The sequence below is a fragment of the Lachnospira intestinalis genome (genome assembly GCF_040095895.1).
Taxonomy (GTDB): Bacteria; Bacillota; Clostridia; order Lachnospirales; family Lachnospiraceae; genus Lachnospira; species Lachnospira intestinalis.
Genome location: NZ_JBBMFS010000005.1, coordinates 1 through 17,419, shown reverse-complemented (window position 1 = coordinate 17,419; position 17,419 = coordinate 1). Strand labels below are relative to the sequence as shown.

Annotated in this window: 15 protein-coding genes, 2 pseudogenes and 1 CRISPR repeat array; of the genes and pseudogenes, 2 read left to right on the top strand and 15 right to left on the bottom strand. The window is 41.9% G+C overall.

From position 1 onward, the window contains the following. Positions 1–32: 32 nt before the first annotated feature. The gene (locus WMO37_RS06985) at positions 33–968 is read left to right on the top strand and encodes a DMT family transporter (RefSeq protein WP_349154651.1); all 936 of its coding nucleotides are present in this window, start codon (positions 33–35) and stop codon (positions 966–968) included. Between the two features lie 37 nt (positions 969–1,005). On the opposite strand, the gene WMO37_RS06980 is transcribed toward WMO37_RS06985, so the two are convergent. The 5 genes from WMO37_RS06980 to WMO37_RS06960 form a co-directional block, all read right to left on the bottom strand. Further along, on the bottom strand, positions 1,006–1,557 hold the full coding sequence (locus WMO37_RS06980) for a hypothetical protein (RefSeq protein ID WP_349154650.1): 552 nt from the start codon (positions 1,555–1,557) through the stop codon (positions 1,006–1,008). Continuing rightward, on the bottom strand, positions 1,545–2,246 hold the full coding sequence (locus tag WMO37_RS06975; protein WP_349154649.1) for an ATP-binding cassette domain-containing protein: 702 nt from the start codon (positions 2,244–2,246) through the stop codon (positions 1,545–1,547). The genes WMO37_RS06980 and WMO37_RS06975 overlap by 13 nt, the downstream gene beginning before the upstream one ends. Before the next feature lie 99 nt (positions 2,247–2,345). Next, positions 2,346–2,717 (bottom strand): GntR family transcriptional regulator, encoded by a 372-nt coding sequence (locus tag WMO37_RS06970; RefSeq protein WP_349154648.1) that lies wholly within the window; start codon positions 2,715–2,717, stop codon positions 2,346–2,348. Positions 2,718–2,869: 152 nt separating this feature from the next. Beyond that, positions 2,870–3,568 carry a hypothetical protein gene (locus tag WMO37_RS06965; RefSeq protein ID WP_349154647.1) on the bottom strand — a complete coding sequence of 233 codons (699 nt, stop codon included), beginning with the start codon at positions 3,566–3,568 and terminating at the stop codon, positions 2,870–2,872. Beyond that, the gene (locus WMO37_RS06960) at positions 3,549–4,427 is read right to left on the bottom strand and encodes an ABC transporter ATP-binding protein (protein ID WP_349154646.1); all 879 of its coding nucleotides are present in this window, start codon (positions 4,425–4,427) and stop codon (positions 3,549–3,551) included. Before WMO37_RS06960 ends, WMO37_RS06965 begins: the two co-directional genes overlap by 20 nt. A gap of 198 nt (positions 4,428–4,625) precedes the next feature. Here WMO37_RS06960 and WMO37_RS06955 point away from each other — a divergent pair, with 198 nt between their 5' ends. Beyond that, positions 4,626–6,110 carry an AAA family ATPase gene (locus tag WMO37_RS06955; RefSeq protein ID WP_349154645.1) on the top strand — a complete coding sequence of 495 codons (1,485 nt, stop codon included), beginning with the start codon at positions 4,626–4,628 and terminating at the stop codon, positions 6,108–6,110. Between the two features lie 160 nt (positions 6,111–6,270). Here the strand turns inward: WMO37_RS06955 and WMO37_RS06950 are convergent, their stop codons facing one another. From WMO37_RS06950 to WMO37_RS06905, 10 genes and pseudogenes are all read right to left on the bottom strand, one after another. Then, a complete protein-coding gene (locus tag WMO37_RS06950) occupies positions 6,271–7,233 on the bottom strand; it encodes an ion transporter (protein ID WP_349154644.1) in 963 nt (320 codons plus the stop codon). Beyond that, complete coding sequence (locus tag WMO37_RS06945) at positions 7,226–8,509, bottom strand: galactokinase (RefSeq protein WP_349154643.1); 1,284 nt, start codon at positions 8,507–8,509, stop codon at positions 7,226–7,228. Before WMO37_RS06945 ends, WMO37_RS06950 begins: the two co-directional genes overlap by 8 nt. A 69-nt stretch (positions 8,510–8,578) precedes the next feature. Further along, positions 8,579–9,601: a transglutaminase domain-containing protein gene (locus WMO37_RS06940; protein ID WP_349154642.1), complete on the bottom strand. Its 1,023-nt coding sequence runs from the start codon at positions 9,599–9,601 to the stop codon at positions 8,579–8,581. Between the two features lie 224 nt (positions 9,602–9,825). Beyond that, positions 9,826–10,584 (bottom strand): SDR family NAD(P)-dependent oxidoreductase, encoded by a 759-nt coding sequence (locus WMO37_RS06935; protein WP_227090623.1) that lies wholly within the window; start codon positions 10,582–10,584, stop codon positions 9,826–9,828. Between the two features lie 152 nt (positions 10,585–10,736). After that, positions 10,737–11,279, bottom strand: a complete 543-nt coding sequence (locus WMO37_RS06930) for a prolyl-tRNA synthetase associated domain-containing protein (RefSeq protein ID WP_227090825.1) — start codon at positions 11,277–11,279, stop codon at positions 10,737–10,739. A gap of 138 nt (positions 11,280–11,417) precedes the next feature. Then, a pseudogene (locus WMO37_RS06925) lies at positions 11,418–11,828 on the bottom strand (YolD-like family protein); the annotation flags it as partial. Positions 11,829–11,913: 85 nt separating this feature from the next. Further along, a complete protein-coding gene (locus tag WMO37_RS06920; RefSeq protein WP_227090621.1) occupies positions 11,914–13,440 on the bottom strand; it encodes a Y-family DNA polymerase in 1,527 nt (508 codons plus the stop codon). 70 nt (positions 13,441–13,510) lie between these two features. Further along, complete coding sequence (locus WMO37_RS06915; RefSeq protein WP_022431130.1) at positions 13,511–14,032, bottom strand: flavodoxin; 522 nt, start codon at positions 14,030–14,032, stop codon at positions 13,511–13,513. A 300-nt stretch (positions 14,033–14,332) separates the two neighbouring features. Next, positions 14,333–15,269: direct repeats of the CRISPR family, unit length 30 nt; unit sequence GTTTCAATACATCCTATGTTAATGTTTATC. Positions 15,270–15,773: 504 nt separating this feature from the next. After that, a pseudogene (locus WMO37_RS06910) lies at positions 15,774–16,322 on the bottom strand (helix-turn-helix domain-containing protein); the annotation flags it as partial. Positions 16,323–16,804: 482 nt separating this feature from the next. Further along, a partial coding sequence (locus tag WMO37_RS06905; RefSeq protein ID WP_349154641.1) for an LPXTG cell wall anchor domain-containing protein occupies positions 16,805–17,419 on the bottom strand: 615 nt, incomplete at its 5' end.

The following is a 17,419-nucleotide window of genomic DNA, read 5'->3' as shown; positions in this document are numbered from 1 at the left end:
GCAAAAAGTGAAGTTATATTTAGGAGAAACTCATGAATACACAAAAAAATTTTCTTAGTAACCCTGTAGTCGTGCTGTTTGGCGCATTAATCTGCTGTGCCTTATGGGGCAGTGCATTTCCCTGTATTAAAATCGGCTACAATATGATGCACATTGCATCTTCCGACACGGCAAGCCAGATTTTATATGCGGGCTGCCGCTTTACGCTTGCCGGAATCCTCGCTGTCTTTCTTGGCAGTCTGACACAACGGCAGTTTCTGCTTCCGACAAAAGCCTCTCTGCCGCATATTCTGGAACTGAGCCTGTTACAGACCATTTTGCAGTATCTGTTTTTTTATATCGGACTGGCACACACAACGGGTGTTAAGGCTTCGATTATTGAAGCCGTCAGCACGTTTGTCGCCATTTTCGTTGCCGGATTTTTATTTCATCAGGAAAAGGTTACGGCACGGAAAATGCTTGGCTGTCTTGTCGGTTTTGCCGGCGTGGTACTTGTCAACGTCGCCGGAAACGGGATGGACCTGCATTTTACCGTAAACGGGGACGGTGCAATTCTTTTGTCAACCGTTGCATACGCTTTTTCATCGGTATTTATGAAACGTTTTTCCGTTCAGGACAATCCTGTAATGTTAAGCGGTTATCAGTTTATTTTAGGCGGCATTGTCATGGCTGTGTGCGGCTTCTTTATGGGTGGACACCTTTCCGGTTTTACCCTGCCTGCGTTTGCCATGCTTTTTTACCTTGCCGTTATTTCCGCTGTTGCGTACTCTTTATGGGGGCTGCTGTTAAAATACAATCCGATTTCCAAGGTTGCGGTATTTGGCTTTATGAATCCGGTTATCGGTGTGCTTTTATCCGCTGTCCTGCTTGGCGAAAAAGATTCTTTGGGCTTTAGCAGTATTGCCGCACTGGTTCTTGTATGTATCGGCATTTATATTGTCAATAAAGCGCCGAAGGAATCCGCATAACTTGTAAATAACCGTGCGGGACGGCACTTTATTTTTATCACCGGTCAGCCTTTTTAAATCTGACCGGTGTCTGCCCTTTCCATAATTCAACCGCAATTTCCACGGCACAGATTCCTGCCGGAAGAACGTATAATACCGCAAGCGGAATCAATATATTTTCTATTGAAAAAGTATGTAATGCCACAATCGCAAAAAATGTCTGTCCGGCTGCCGCAATCACCGCGATTCTGCCACAGATTTTTAATGTCTTTTTCGCTTTAAAAATCGCTGTCTGTACTGACGAAACCGGTAAATTCTGCAGTATTTCACCGAGATTTCTGTTTCTTTTACTGTCTTTATACGATGTAAACATCTGGCTGTAAAAACTAAAACCCAGCAAATATATCATTGTATAAATCCCATACGTCTTTATGCTTTCATGAATGGACACCCACTCTGCCTGATAAGGAAACAGCCAGCCGATAATGCCACAAAAAAACATCATATATGCCGCAAATTTGCACCCGAAATAATCAGGATACCATGTTTTTTCTTTCGCAAAAAATTTTTCCAAACACTGCTGTTGTCTGTCGTCTGTTATTCGATACATAACGCCTCCTGTTCCCGGTCATCCTGCCGTAAAATCCCGTCAATGCTCTCTGTCCACCCGCTAAACTGTCCATTTTCCATAAATGCACTGTAATCCGTATTTCTTTCAAGCTCCGAAGTGATGTGGCTTGTCAGCAGTACGCCGCAGCTTTCGTCCTCCACCAGCCTGCGCATACAATCAAAAAACTGAAGCCGGAATACTGCGTCCATTCCTGCCGTTGCCTCATCAATCAGATATAAAACCGGCTGATGGGCAATGGCAAATGCCAGCTGACATTTTAACTTTTCACCTCTTGACATTGCTCCATACTGCTTTGAAACCGGCACGTCAAATGCCTGCATCTGCTTGCAAAACCGTTCTATCTGGAAATCATCATAAAAAACGCCCAACGCTTCTGCATTTTGCATTGCCGTACATTTTTCAAAAAATACGTTGTCCTCGGATACATATCCGATTTTCCGGCATGCCGCCGCATAATTTTCCTTTACCGGGATTCCATCCACGTAAATTGCACCTTTATACCGGGACTGCTCATGCAGAATTGTCTTGATAAGCGTTGACTTTCCGGCGCCGTTTCTGCCCGTTAATCCGTAAATGTAACCGGACTTCATCGTAAAATCCACATTTTGAATCGGGAATTTCCTGCCCCTTCCCGTCACCTGTTCAAACCGCAATATTTCTTTTTCCAAACTCTTTTCCTCCTCTTTTTTGTATTCGCCACAATCTAATAAACCGCAGATACCTGATGCCGCCTGCCCCCACTGCACAGACATTTTCTAATCTGTAATCTACTGTTCGTATAATGCCCGCACCATTTCCACAAAATCTTCTTTTGTAAGTCCTGCCTGTTTTGCTTCCTCTATCACTTCATTTAAGCGTTTTTCCAACAGCACCAGCTGTTTTTCCTTTAAGTAATCCGCATTATATTCACAGACATAAAAGCCCTTTCCTGCCACCGAGCGCACCAGCCCCTCTTTTTCCAGCTCCTCATACGCTCTTTTGGTTGTAATGACACTGACACCCAGATCCGCCGCCAGTGCGCGGATGGACGGCAGTGCCTCTCCTGCTTTTAATTCTCCTGTCACCACAGCATTTTTAAGCTGATTGACTATCTGCTCGTAAATAGCCAGTGTTCCCTGCGGAAGTATTGTTATTTTCATACGCGCCTCATTTCTACTACAATATATTTATGATATCAGGGTCAAAAGGTCTAAACCCACATGAGCTTGCTCATAGTTGGGGGCTTTTGTCCCCAACATCTTTTTATGGTTCATCCCCCTAAACAGCTCTGCCGCTGACATCTATACCGGTTTTATAAAACACGGCTGACATCTATATTGGTTCTATAAAATACTGCTGACCGGATATGGCTTTTTACCCGTCCGGCATACCATATAAAAAGCGGTAACTGTACCAGTCCTATAAACCCGGCAATCAGCACAGCATAAACAATCTGTATATTTTCTTTATCCAAAGCATTCTCAAAATATACGGCATTTAATATCAGCACCACAGGAATCATGATATTTTTATAAATCAGCTCCTTTGTCCTCTCGTCCGTCTTTTCCTGCTCTGACGGAATAAAAATGCTGATGATAAAACCATTCCATAAAATAAGCAGATACCAGTACAGTGCGCCCCGCGCCATAAATGCTGCCAGAACCGTGCCTGCTATGCAGACCGTCATATGAAGCCCCACCCGGAAAAGATATTTGTCCATAACCAGCTTTTGCCGCTCCTGACTGCCCAGCGGACACAGATACATCTGCTTTGACAGTGCTATCGGATGCAGTGTATAGGAAATAAAGCTAAAGACCGTCGGAAAAATAACCGCTGCCGCCAGTATTATTTTCCCCGTGACAGATGTCGTGTCAGTCCCTGCCGCATTTCCAAAAACCAGACTCCAGCTCCAGTAAATGACAAAATAAAGCAGCGGAAGCTCTGCTCCATACATATTTTTTATATACTGCACATCAAATTCCTGCCAGTATTCAGTGAATAACTTTTTCATAATTTCTCCTTTCCGCCGTCTTTGCCTTACTCAAAAAATACATAAATTCTTCCACGGTCGGCGCTGTCGCTGTCAGCTCCGCGTCATAATGCTGATAACCGTGATGTCTGACAAGCGCCTTTGCCCCGTATTTTTTCTGTTCCATGGCAATGATATCTTCCCGGTCAAGCAGCTTGATTTTATAAGCTTCTCCCGACACAATACGGTACTGTTCCCGGAAATCTTCCATCTGTCCTGCGAAAATGCTTCTGCCGTCTTCCAGATAAATCAAGTAATCTGCAAGGCGGTCGATATCTTCCATTAAATGCGTTGCCAGTACAACACTTTTCTGTCCGTCTGCGATAAACTCCTGTAACAATTTCAAAAAATCTTTGCGGAATTCCACATCAAAGTTGGCTGTCGGCTCATCTAAAATCAGCAGCTTCGGATTACACGATAAGACAAACGCAAACTGGTATTTTAGTTTTTCCCCTTTGGAAAGCTTTCCGAATTTTCTGTTCTTTTCCAGTCCGAATTGCTTTAAATATGATATAAGCTGTTCTTTCTGATACCCGGAATAATATGTCCCGAAATAGTCCCCGTTTTTTTCAAGGTTGAGATGTTTCATCATCAAATCTTCATTTAAAACAACGCCTAAGCTGTCGTGAATCTGCTTTTCCTGTGTATCGTACCTGCTGTCAAATATCATCACCGCTCCGCTGTCAGGCTGATACAGCCCCGAAAGCAGATGTAACAGTGTTGTTTTTCCTGCACCGTTTCTGCCCGCAATTCCGCAGATATAGCCCGCAGGCAGACTAAAGCTGATGTCTTTGAGTTCAAATATGCCAAGCTTTTTTGATACCTTATCCAGTTGAATCATCTTCCCCACTCCCTCCATTTTTGCGCCATCTGTATATACACATATATACAGTATATATACACATTTGTCAATATGTAATTTTATTTTGTGTGGGATTTCGGCTCTTTTAAATTTGAACAAGGTATGCTATGATGTTTTGAGTGCATATTTAAACATTTATACATCTTACTATAAAATAAAATGAACAGGAGAAATACTATGCTTGTATATGATTCAACCAGTACATCCAATACGACTTCCGCCTTTGAATGTACTTATACAACTTTTCAGTCCAATCACTCCACAGCCACACCGGAGCATCCGATTCTGGTTTTAGATAATTCTTCTCACCCATGGGAACAGGATTCTGCCGGTATTTTTGCAAATCCATATAAAAAGACCGCCTTTGAATTCCAGCTTGATGACGGAGTGGAACTCAGCAATATTTTACAGATTGACTCCCGTTTTACAAACCTGATTAAGTGGCTTGGCGAAAACCGCATTAAGGTCAAGCTGACCGGTGAAAACCGCAGTGACGGCTATGCCGTATATAAAATCCGCGAAGTGGCTTTCAGCAACAGTCAGAAGCTTTCTTCCGAAGACGGATTTTTACAGTTTATGATTGAGCGTCTGCTGGAAAGTGATGCGATTGCCGAGGAAACCTCCGATGAAGATTTAGATGAATCCGCAGATGATATGAAGCTGACAAGCATCACAAGCATTTCCGACTTTTTAAACTGTGCCGGTAAGACGCTTCCTGAAAATATCCGTCTGTGGGCACGCCGCAACTTAGTCGTTGCACGCTCCAACGAGGTTACACCGGAAGAAAAACGTCACGCACAGCGTGCTTTATCCATTATGTTAAATATTAAATGGAAAAGCAATTATTTTGAATCCATTGACCCTGTAGAAGCCCGCCGGATTCTTGATGAAGAATTATTTGGCATGGAACGTGTAAAACAGCGGATTATCGAAACCGTGATCCAGATTAACCGTACACACACCCTGCCGGCATACGGCATTTTGCTGGTCGGACCTGCCGGAACCGGTAAATCCCAGATTGCCTATCTGGTTGCCAAGATTTTAAAACTGCCGTGGACAACACTCGATATGAGTTCCATTAACGATGCCGAACAGCTGACCGGAAGTTCACGAATTTACTCCAATGCAAAGCCAGGTATTATTATGGAAGCTTTCAATATGGCAGGTGAAAATAATCTTGTCTTTATCATTAACGAGCTGGACAAGGCAACAGCCGGAAACGGCAACGGCAATCCTGCCGATGTGTTACTGACACTGCTGGATAACTTAGGATTTACGGATAACTATATGGAATGTCTGATTCCGACTTCCGGCGTTTATCCGATTGCCACAGCGAATGACAAGGAAAAAATCAGTGCGCCACTGTTATCCCGTTTTGCCGTTATTGATATTCCGGATTACACAAGGGAAGAAAAGAAGACAATTTTTGTGAAATATTCTCTCCCGAAGGTTTTAAAACGTATCGGTCTGCATGAAAATGAATGTGTTGTTTTGGATGACGGACTGGATGCTGTCCTTGATATTTTTAAAGATACTACCGGTATCCGTGATTTAGAGCAGGCTGCCGAACACCTCGCCGCCCACGCGCTCTACATGATTGAAGCCGAGCATCAGACACAGGTTGTCTATAATGCGAAAATGGTACAGGAGCTGTTCCACTAATCCTCATTTCCCATCTGCCATCATAGCTATTTGTTTTGCTCAGAAACAATATAGCTAACAGCAAGTGAAGCTTGCTGTATGAACGAATAACTTCCCCGTGATAAAGGGGACAGCGAAGTTAAGTAACACGTTGAGCTGCCCCCTTTATCACGGGGGTATTCTATTCTTTCTCCCCTTCAGCGCGGATTATGATGATATCGCCCTGTTTTAACAACGTATCTTTTTGCGGGAGGATTGATAAGTCTTCTCTTAAAATCAAGAAAATGGTCAGCTGCTCCTGTTCTTCCACTTCTTCAATTGATTTCCCTGCATAGCGTTTGTCTACAAATATTTCAGCAATCTGCTTGATGTCCGCGTTTTTGAGATTGGACAGACTGCTTTTGCGCTGATACTGTTCTACAAAACCTGCACTGATAATACCGGTTGGAATTGCAACTGCACCGACTCCCAGATACGCGATACAGATTGCCATCACACGCCCCAGTGTCGTTACCGGATAAATGTCGCCGTAACCGACTGTTAAAAGTGTTGACATACTCCACCAGACTCCGCTGAACGCATTGCGAAAAACGTCCGGCTGTGTGTCATGCTCAACACTATACATACACAGACTGCTGGCAAGCATAAGTATCAGTACAATAAATACCGAAGAAATAATCTGGTTGCGTTTTTCATAAAGAACCGTTGTGATGACATTAAACGAGTCATATTTTGCATTTAACCGGAACAGGTGGAAAATTCTTGCCACCCGTAACATTCTGAATATTACAAATCCCGATAAGAAAAATACAGGTACAATGGTCAGTAAATCAATCACTCCATCAAATGAAATCAAAAAACGAAGTTTTGCCTGTTTTCTGCCGATATTGGGATATAAGTACTCTGCCGTCCAGATTCGCAGGACATATTCCACACAGAAAATGCCCAGTGTCACATATTCTATCGCTTTTAATCCCATTGTTATCCGTGACAATTCATCAAACGTCTGTGCAAATGTCACCAGAATATTTAAAACAATCGTAATTGTTATAAATATATCAAATGCCCTGCTGATGCGGTTACTTTTATCACCAATCTGAATAATGTTAAATATCTTTTTCTTTAACGAACAATCTTTATCCAATGACTCTGATTCCTCCATATCTGCGTATTTTTAAAACATGACACGAATCCGCTCCAAATACGGCTTCCATTGCATTTTTATAATCCAAAACCGCAGCTTCTTTTACAAATGCCTGTATCGTTCCCGCAAAACCGCCGCCATGCACACGGCATACGCCCTTATCCGCAAGCGCCCGTTCACTCACTGCCAGCGCAATGGCAACCGGCTCACTGACCGTATCACGACTGACATATACATTTTGCAGATATTTATAAGACGAATCGCCCGACTCTTTTACCAGTTTTAAAAAACGGTTCCAGTCACCGGCGCGAAGGGCATTAACTTCCTTTACAACCCGTTCATCTTCTGCAAAAAAATGTATGGCGCGCAGTACTGCACGGTCGCCTGATTCTTTGCACAAAACCGGAAGTGCCGCATAAAAATCTTTTTCTTCAACCTCACGCAGTACATTTTTTCCAAAATGTGCTGCAATCTGCTTCATTTCTACGGGAATCTGTGCATATTCGTGTGTCAGTCCTGCATGCGACCCTTTCGTATCCACAATACACAGTGTCAATCCTGCTTTTTCAAAATCCGCATCAATTTTTTCTACCTGCGGTTTTTCTTCATTTTCAAAATCAATATAAACCATGCCGCCGATGGCACATGCCATCTGGTCCATCAGTCCGCTTGGCTTGCCAAAATACACATTTTCCGCATATCTGCCGGTCTGTGCAATGGTTACTGCCGGAATTTCCGCATGATTGTACAGTCCCGATACAACCGTGCCAATCAGTGTTTCAAATGCTGCCGATGAAGACAGCCCCGAACCGGAAAGCACATCACTTGTAATATATGCGCAAAATCCACCCATTTTATATCCCTGCTGTTTCAAGCCTGCAAGCACGCCGCGGATCAATCCTTTAGTTGTTCCCTCCTCGCGCGTTTTCTTATCCAGTTCGTCCAGCCGAATTTCACACAACTTGTATCCTTCTGACTGTATCCGCACCAACGGCTCATCCACCCTGCCTGCAACTGCAATGGCATCCAGACTTACAGATGCCGCAAGCACTCTGCCATGCTGGTGGTCTGTATGATTGCCACCCACTTCACTTCTGCCCGGTGCACTATAGATTTCAACCGGCATTTCGCCAAAAATTTCACAATAAGATGCCACTGCTTTTACATAACGTTTTTTCTGCTGCTGTATCTTTTGGTTATCCATATAAAGCTTTTTTAATGCTTCGTCCCATTTTCCTGACAGAATTTCTGCTGTCAGTTTTTTACCTGTCCTCATACCCTTCTCCATTTCTGCTGTTTTTTTCATGCTTTTATTTTAATTCTGCATACGGTCATTCTGTATTTCCTATAATTCGCTTTCATTGGCTTCTTCCATCTCAATCTCTTCTTCACCGGCACCTTCCTGAAAACGCACCCGTAGTACCGCCTGCGCCCGGTTGACCGATACAAAGGACTGTTTTCCCTTTGCCTTGGCTTCTTCTGAGAAAATGGAAAGCAGTTCCTGCAGCACTTCTTTGGTGAGATACCCTCCCCGCCAGTGAAATAGCAGAATTTTCCCCTTTTTCACTGCCTGACGCGTCCGGTTTCTGACTTCATCCGTTGTTGTCCACGACAGCTTCTTTTCCTTATAATAAAAATGGTCGCCGTCCGGGCAGGCAGGGACCTTCCAGATGACCGGTTCATGGTCCCTTGCAATCTGCTTGTCCGACAGATTCACATAATCATACCGGACTGTATCGTCTTTGGAGAGCGTATTGTCAAACGTTGCATCCAGATGATAATACTGCCCACCGATTTTAATAACATTCCACGCATGACGGTACTTGATTCCCTTTTCGTGATTGGCCTCCGACAGCGCAATAATACACCAGATTCCAAGCTCATCACAAAGGATTTTAACGGCTTTTGCCATGCCCTCACAGACGGCAACACCATTTCCCAATGCCCCGATAATCTCGTGGGAATACTCTTTTTTTAATTTGTCATACCGCACATTTTGTACGATAAAATCATGGATAAACATCTCTTTCCCCTTTTCATCCAGTCCCTGCGCCTGTCTTGCAAGCTTTTTGACACGCGCCTGCATTGCCTGACGGTGTTCCCTGATTTTGTCTTTTTGAAATAAATACTCCGGGATAAATTCAACTGCCGTAGAATCCGGATAATACCGGTACGAAAAACGCACGGAATAAAAAATTTCCGGGCAGTCCATACGCACCATAAAATAAATGTCAGATAATTCCTTTTTATCAAGCATTGGCACTGCAAAAGAGTCCTGCTGGTTTAACAGCCCTTCTTTCATGGCATAATACGCTTTCTGCTGTTCTTTATTTAATTGTTCATAATAGTAATTGGATGCTTTACTCATTGTTTACTCTGCTGATTTCCTTTTCCATATTTTTAAATGTCTGAATTTATTATAATATAAGCAAAGTGTTTACACCACACAAGACTGAAAATTTCACATCAAAAAACCGGCAGTCCAAAGCCCGATTTTCTTATCAGCTTTTCACTGCCGGTATTTTTATGTATTTTACTAATATATTTTATTCACATATTCGTACCGATATACTTTGATTTAACGTTTTCCGCTTACAGCATTGCGCCGAAATCTGTTACGATAATCTGACCTGTAATGGCTCTGGCTTCATCACTTGCAAAGAATAAAACTACATTTGCAACATCTTCTGCCGTACAAGACTGTGCCTTAATATCGCTGTGTGTCATCATTGCACCAATCATATCCGGGTCTAATGCCTTCGGATCTGTTCCCATGGTCATCGGTGTAATAATGTTGCCCGGACAAATGGCATTACAACGGATTCCGTCTTTCTGGAAACGCAGTGCCGTATGCTTTGTCAGACCGATAACTGCCGCCTTAGACGCTACATAAGCCGCACCGCCGCAGCCTTTTTCACCGGCTACCGATGCCACATTGACAATCGCGCCGCCCGTCGTCATTCTCTTAGATGCCGCTCTCATGCAGCGCATTGTGCCTTTTTCATTGGTTTCAATAATTCTGTCCATATCTTCATCTAAGAACTTATCAATTGGCTTTAATCCCTGCTCCAGAATACCGGCATTGTTGACAAGAATATCTATCTTTCCGTACTTGTCCATAACCTTCTGCATCAACATTTCAGGGTCCTCCGGCTTGGAAATATCTGTTGAAACGGCATATACTTCACCACCTGCCGCAGTAATCTCATCTGCCACTTCTTTTAATGCTGCTTCCCTGCGTGCCGTAATCACAACGGTTGCTCCTTCTGCCGCAAACAGCTTCGCCGTTGCCGCACCTACACCTGAATTACCGCCTGTAATCACCGCAATTTTTCCTTTTAAACGATTCATTGAAAGTTCCTCCTTATTTTTTTGATTTTTACTGTATTTTGTGCATTTTGTATCATTTTTCTTGAAAGCACGTACAATATTTATTACAATTATACATCATATGAACAAAAATGTAAACAATAAAGTTTATTTTCAATGAATTGTATGATTATTTATTCTGACAAGACAACCGTGATATAGTCGTGTGATACTTCTTTTAAAAAGGTATTAAAGATGTCTGATGTCTTTAAACGCAGACTGGACGTATTCACACATGGGTGACACCCCACATATTCTGCATTCAGCACATCTTCATCGACCAGAAGCTGTACCTGATGCTCTTTGTCATTCATCAGTCCGAGGACACTCACCGAACCCGGCAGAATATCTAAATATTCTTCCATTTTTTCAGCCGGTGCAAAGGAAAGCCTTGCACTGTGAATCTGTGATGAAATCTCTTTTGTTTTAAATTTTTTATCACCGCGGATCATCAGCAGATAAAATTTCGTTTTCTGTGTGTTGCATAAAAATAAATTTTTACAGATAACCGCCGGTGCAAGAAATTTATCAATTTCTTCGCAGGCTTCCATCGTTTCTGCCGCCTCATGGTCAACCCGCTCATAGGCAATACCTAATCTGTCCAATAATTCATATACCCGTTTTTCTTTATCCTGCCGCCCGGTCATATCCGCCGGTCTGCCCTGATATAACTGCATTTTCATTTTTCCTTTCCTGTTCCGGTGCTATATCGTTTTGTACTCCGGCTTAAAATCCATATTGATTTCTGCAATTTCACGCTTGCCATTGATGTAATCCGCATACATATCCCACAAATCAATCTCACAGTCCTGCAAGCCGCAAATCCTGCTGATTTGTTCTATCGGTATGACGGTATTATCCGTCATTACCAGCGTGCGGTTATATTTATCAATTTTTCTGACCGTTCCGGCGCAGTCTACATACGCGCCACCGGATTTTTTGGAATCCGGCACAAAATACGTGACGGTTATTTCCTGTTCTGCTCCTATATTTTCTGCAATTATTTTTAACTGTCCGTTTATCTTTTCAATGACATCTTCACTTAAAATTTGCTTATCGTCCGTCAGTCGCGCCGTTTCTTTTATCGCCGCTTCATGCCCGGTGAGTGCCGCAAATGGCGAAAACTGTGCTGCACGGTCATGCAGGGACATCCTCGGATGATTTTTGGAGGTCGGATGTGGCAGATTAAGGATGTCGTCGTATTGATGTTGATTCTGATAATCCATTCTGATCACTGCTTTCTTTTTATTTTAAGGACAACAACCTGACATCTGACGTATAATCCGCTCTGAATTAACAGGATTCTATGCTTTACGCTTTATGCCCGCCTATCTGTTCGTTTCTGTCTTTCGCCGTTGCACCTTCCTCAAGATTCATGCCTTTTAATATGGCATTTTTTCCAAACTTCTTTTTGATGTCAATCATTGCTTTCTGCATCCGTTTTTCACGCTCTAAATCTGCATTTTCCGCTGCCTGCTGTTCCTGTTGCACACTATAATCCGTAAAAAGGTCTAGCTGTTCATATTTCGGTGTCTGTTCTGCACGGCTTTCCTCGACCAGATGATTGGCGGTCACGGTGATTCTTTTAATCAGAAGCTTCGGATGGACAATTTTATCATATAACTGCATGACTGCATCGGTTATCAAATGTGTGGACGACGTCTGCCTTTTTAAATTGGCAGTCCCATGTGCGTGTTTCGGCACTTTCCGCCCGTAACGGTCAACAGTAATCTCTCCGTAATACTGCCGCCTTCTGTCCGCATCGGTAAGGTTTTCTATATCATAACCGATTGTCAGCACAATCTGGTCTGTTACTAGTCCCTTTTCCACCAGATCCAGCACCATCAAATCTACCATTTCCTTGACCACCAGCTTCGCCTTATCAAATTCATAGGCGCAGTGCAGTACCTGTCCCGAACTGACGCTGTTGGTTTCCGGCTTATAGGCTTTTATATCCTGCATGGTACAAGGCTCGTGTCCCCATGCATGGTCAATCAGCAGTTCTGCATTGATTCCAAACAGCTTATAGAGCAGTTCTTCATTGTAAAATTCATTTGTTTTGCCTATGGAACATCTTGCAATATCGCCCATTGTATACAATCCATTTTCTGCAAGCTTCTTTGCATAGCCGCCCCCGACCCGCCAGAAATCTGTAAGCGGTCTGTGATTCCATAAAAGCTTCCGGTAAGACATTTCATCCAGTCTGGCAATCCGCACTCCATCCTTATTAGGTTCAATATGCTTTGCCACAATATCCATTGCAATTTTGCTAAGATACAGATTGGTTCCGATTCCTGCGGTTGCCGTAATTCCGGTTGTCTGCAGAACATCACGAATCATTTTCATCGCCAGTTCTTCCGGTGTCAGATTATAGGCTGCAAGATAATTCGTGACGTCCATAAATACTTCATCAATAGAATAGATGTGAATATCCTCCGGCGCAATGTATTTTAAATAGATATTATAAATTTTTGTACTGTACTCCATATAAAGTGCCATGCGAGGCGATGCTACAATGTAATCGATCTCAAGCGCCGGATTTTCACAAAGCTCCTCACTGTCATCCGAAGCCCCTGTAAATGTATGATTCGGTGCTTTCCACTTACGGTCGCTGTTGGCTTCCTTGACTTTCTGAATCACCTCAAAAAGCCGCGGCCGTCCCGGAATTCCGTATTTTTTTAATGCCGGTGATACTGCAAGACATATCGTCTTTTGTGTGCGGCTCTGATCCGCCACAACCAGATTGGTTGTCAGCGGGTCACGGTTACGCTCCTTACATTCTACCGAAGCATAGAACGACTTGAGGTCAATTGCAATATAGATTTTGTCACATTTCATCGGCTCTAAGCTCCTTTATATTCTCTCCTGTCAGTATTTCCTTATATATATCATACCATACTTAAAGATTTTACACATTCAGGCTTTCTTTTGCCCATTTTGTGACTGCCTGCTCTGATTTGCTGGCATCTGCCCCATGAACGGCAAGGCCTGTTTTTATTACAGCACCCTTGCAGATTCGGTTTATATCCTGCATGGAACGTCCCAATCCACTGCCTTCGTGTGTCATCAGCGGCATTACATTTTTGCCCTGGAAATTCAGGGACTCTATCAACGAAAATACTGCCATTGGATATGTTCCACACCAGCACGGACCACAAATGAAAATATTGTCATACCCGCTGATGTCTTTAAGATATGCTTTAAGCTCCGGACGTGTATTGTTTTCATACTCCGTCTTTGCCTCTGCTGTACATGCATGATAATCTGACGAATAACCATTGACGGTTTCAACCTCAAATAAATCTCCGCCAACTGCCTTTTGAATAAATTCTGCACAAATTTCCGTGTTTCCTTTCGTAAGGCTCTCTATTCTGCCATTTACATAGTTTTGACCTTTACGTGAATAATAGATAATTAAATTTTTACTCAAAATTATCAACTCCTTTTTCTTGATAATTTCATTATAGTATTTCTAAAATGATATATCAATTCCTTCTACCCGGATTATTGATAAGTTGTGCTAATCGTTATGTACTATTCCCCCCTTACCTCTCTGGTGCATACCACCATATCTTTCATTTTTTCAGTATCGCTCTCATCTGAATCAATGCTATGCGCTCCAATTTATCTCAATGATGTCTTATTTACAGTTTTCATATGGATATTTCAATGTATTTCATGTTAATATTTATCTTTCAGGCACGGCTCTAAAATCCGCTCCGTTGTTACTGTTTCAATACATCCTATGTTAATGTTTATCGTACATCTCTTAGAAAAAGATTGCGAACAGGACAAGTTTCAATACATCCTATGTTAATGTTTATCGTAGGTTGGGTGGAGTCATCAATAAACGGTTCTGCGTTTCAATACATCCTATGTTAATGTTTATCTGTGCTGTATCCATATTTCCGGCATTAGCAAACTTGTTTCAATACATCCTATGTTAATGTTTATCTTGTGCTGTTCTGTCCCTGTTGTCGTAGGCTTCTTGTTTCAATACATCCTATGTTAATGTTTATCGCAGAACGCAAAAAAAGCAAGCTAGCCCTGCTGCGGTTTCAATACATCCTATGTTAATGTTTATCGCGGACTGCAAAGGAAACCCATGTATCGAAGTTGGGTTTCAATACATCCTATGTTAATGTTTATCCATGGCATTAGCCGGTTGGGACACTGAAAGTATGCTGTTTCAATACATCCTATGTTAATGTTTATCCGGAAGTGCTGCCGCCCAGCATATCCGCGAACTAGTTTCAATACATCCTATGTTAATGTTTATCTCATTGCTGGATAATATAGCGTTTTCATCGCGCTGGTTTCAATACATCCTATGTTAATGTTTATCAAATAGCCCAAAGCAGGACGGCGGGGGTGAAGAGTTTCAATACATCCTATGTTAATGTTTATCCGCTTCACACCTTCACCAAATTCTTCCTTGCTAAGTTTCAATACATCCTATGTTAATGTTTATCCTGCCTGTTCCTTCATAAACTTGCAGATTTTGCGGTTTCAATACATCCTATGTTAATGTTTATCCAGGGCAGACTTCAAGAAAGTTTGCCCTTTATTTTGGTTTCAATACATCCTATGTTAATGTTTATCCTGAAGTTTCTTTTGGAAATGCCTGTATAATTCCAGTTTCAATACATCCTATGTTAATGTTTATCCAACGTATTTCCGCCATTTCTAAGAATAACTATACCAACTTTTCCAGTATTTATCAACTCTTCTCGATTTTTTACCAGCCGATAACCCATTTTATTGTTTTTAAATAAAAATGACACACAAATCCCATATACTGCGGTTTTGCTTTATCCTTCAATATTTTCCAGCTGGTATTTTTTCTAAGTATCCGTATCAATTTTCTAATAATTTCCCCACATTTCTTCAGTCAACAGTGTTTTATCATAAAGACTTTTCACTCAATCTTTCTTCATAATCAAATTACTTTTTGAACTTATATTTCCCCTTTCCGCGACCGGATACCAGTTCAATAATATCTGCCTGCATCAGATTGGAAAGAAATTTTGAATCACCTGAACCTTTCAGCTCAAGAAATTGCATAACTGCACTTCTTCCAAATGCTTCATCAAAACCAAACTTCTCAAAAAGCCTATAGAGTTGAAAAAGCTAAAATCTGTCGAAATCTTTGTAGCAGTAAAATGACTGCTTTATTTTGTAAGGACCTTCTTGCAGTACTTATATGCACCACAATTAGGACATACTAATTTACGCTTTGTTATTGTGTGTGGTCCCATAATATAAGACTTCATATCCGGGACAAATCTATTCTTACAATCAGGACATTCATATGCTCCTGCATCTCTGTCAAGAATACACGCAATTACAATTCCGCCACATATTACAACCAAACCTATAATTATAAGCAGAATCCTCATCCAGTTCTCCATCGCAAGCATTCCTGACAACAGAAACAATGGAACTGCAGCAATAATTGTAAGACCTGCTGCCATTGCTAATAATATAATTTTCTTCTTACTCTCCTGAGCTTCTCTAACTAAATTCACCATATTTTCCTCCGCCTTCTTTAGATAATCTTCTTCTGATACTCTTTCGCCAGACAATAATTCGTTCACCGTTATCTCTAATTCATTACATAATGGCAACAACAGTGATACTTCCGGAAAACCATTTCCGTTCTCCCATTTCGACACCGCCTGTCTTGTCACATTACATGCCTCAGCAATGTCATCCTGTGTAAGCTGATTTTTTTTCTGTAAAACTTAATATTGTCACCTATCAAAATAAATACCTCCAATTCAATTTATACCCAAAATTATACCTACAGGTGGCTGAAAGTAAAGAAAACATTGGTTGCAAATGCACAACTTTGGGAGGGTTGCTATTCAATCTTGCTTTTTATGTCTATAAAGCATATATCTTTTCTGTCCCAAGATGCTCAAATGGTCTAAACAGTTCTCTTAAGGAATCTGACTTCGACCAATCAATCTTAGAAACAAATGTTCCAAATGAGCGCATTGCATTTTTAGGATTTACCTGATTGAGAAGAAATTTCCATTTCCATTCCCATACACGCCTTCTGCTTTGATTCCGTCTGTGTCTTTTCTTTCACCTCTTCCGCAGCGTACACTCCCTGTTGTGTTTTCTTTGAAAAAAAGACGGACATACATGCCCGCCTTCTCCATGGTTATTTTCTCGTTTCATTTTTTAACTATCGTTTCTATGAATTCAAATTTTCTCTGCGTTTCTTTACGGTAATAATCAATCCCGTTCCGGAAAGAATTAATAGTATAAACAGCCATACACTCGGTGTGTTGTCCCCGGTTTTAGGTGCAGTCACATCCTTCTTATCAGTTCCACTCGATGGCTTGTCATCAGAGGAATCGCTATTGTTATTGTCATTCTGGTTGTTATTACTGTTATCAGAGGTATTTGCTTTGATGGTAAATGTGGTGCTTGCAGAACCATCCGTCCAAAGGATTTCAACTGTATTGGTTCCTGCCGAAAGTGTATTCAGGTAGGAAGCTTTCAGTGTGATAATGGTAGAGCCTTCCTTTGCAGTGTAGTTGCTCCTGTCTATCAAATTTCCGTCCACCTTAACTCCGGTAAACTTGGAGAAGTCTCCGTTACCCCGGATGGTGATATTACCATCACTGTCATGCGTCCAACTACTGTTTGCTCCATCAATAATCTGATAGGTGTTATTCGGTGTGTCAGGATTATCGGAACCGCCCGCATCCTGTACGGTCAATGTTGCGGAATTACTCTCTACGTTTCCTGCGCTGTTTGAAACAACACACTTATACTTAAATCCGTTGCAGCTTATATTGACTGT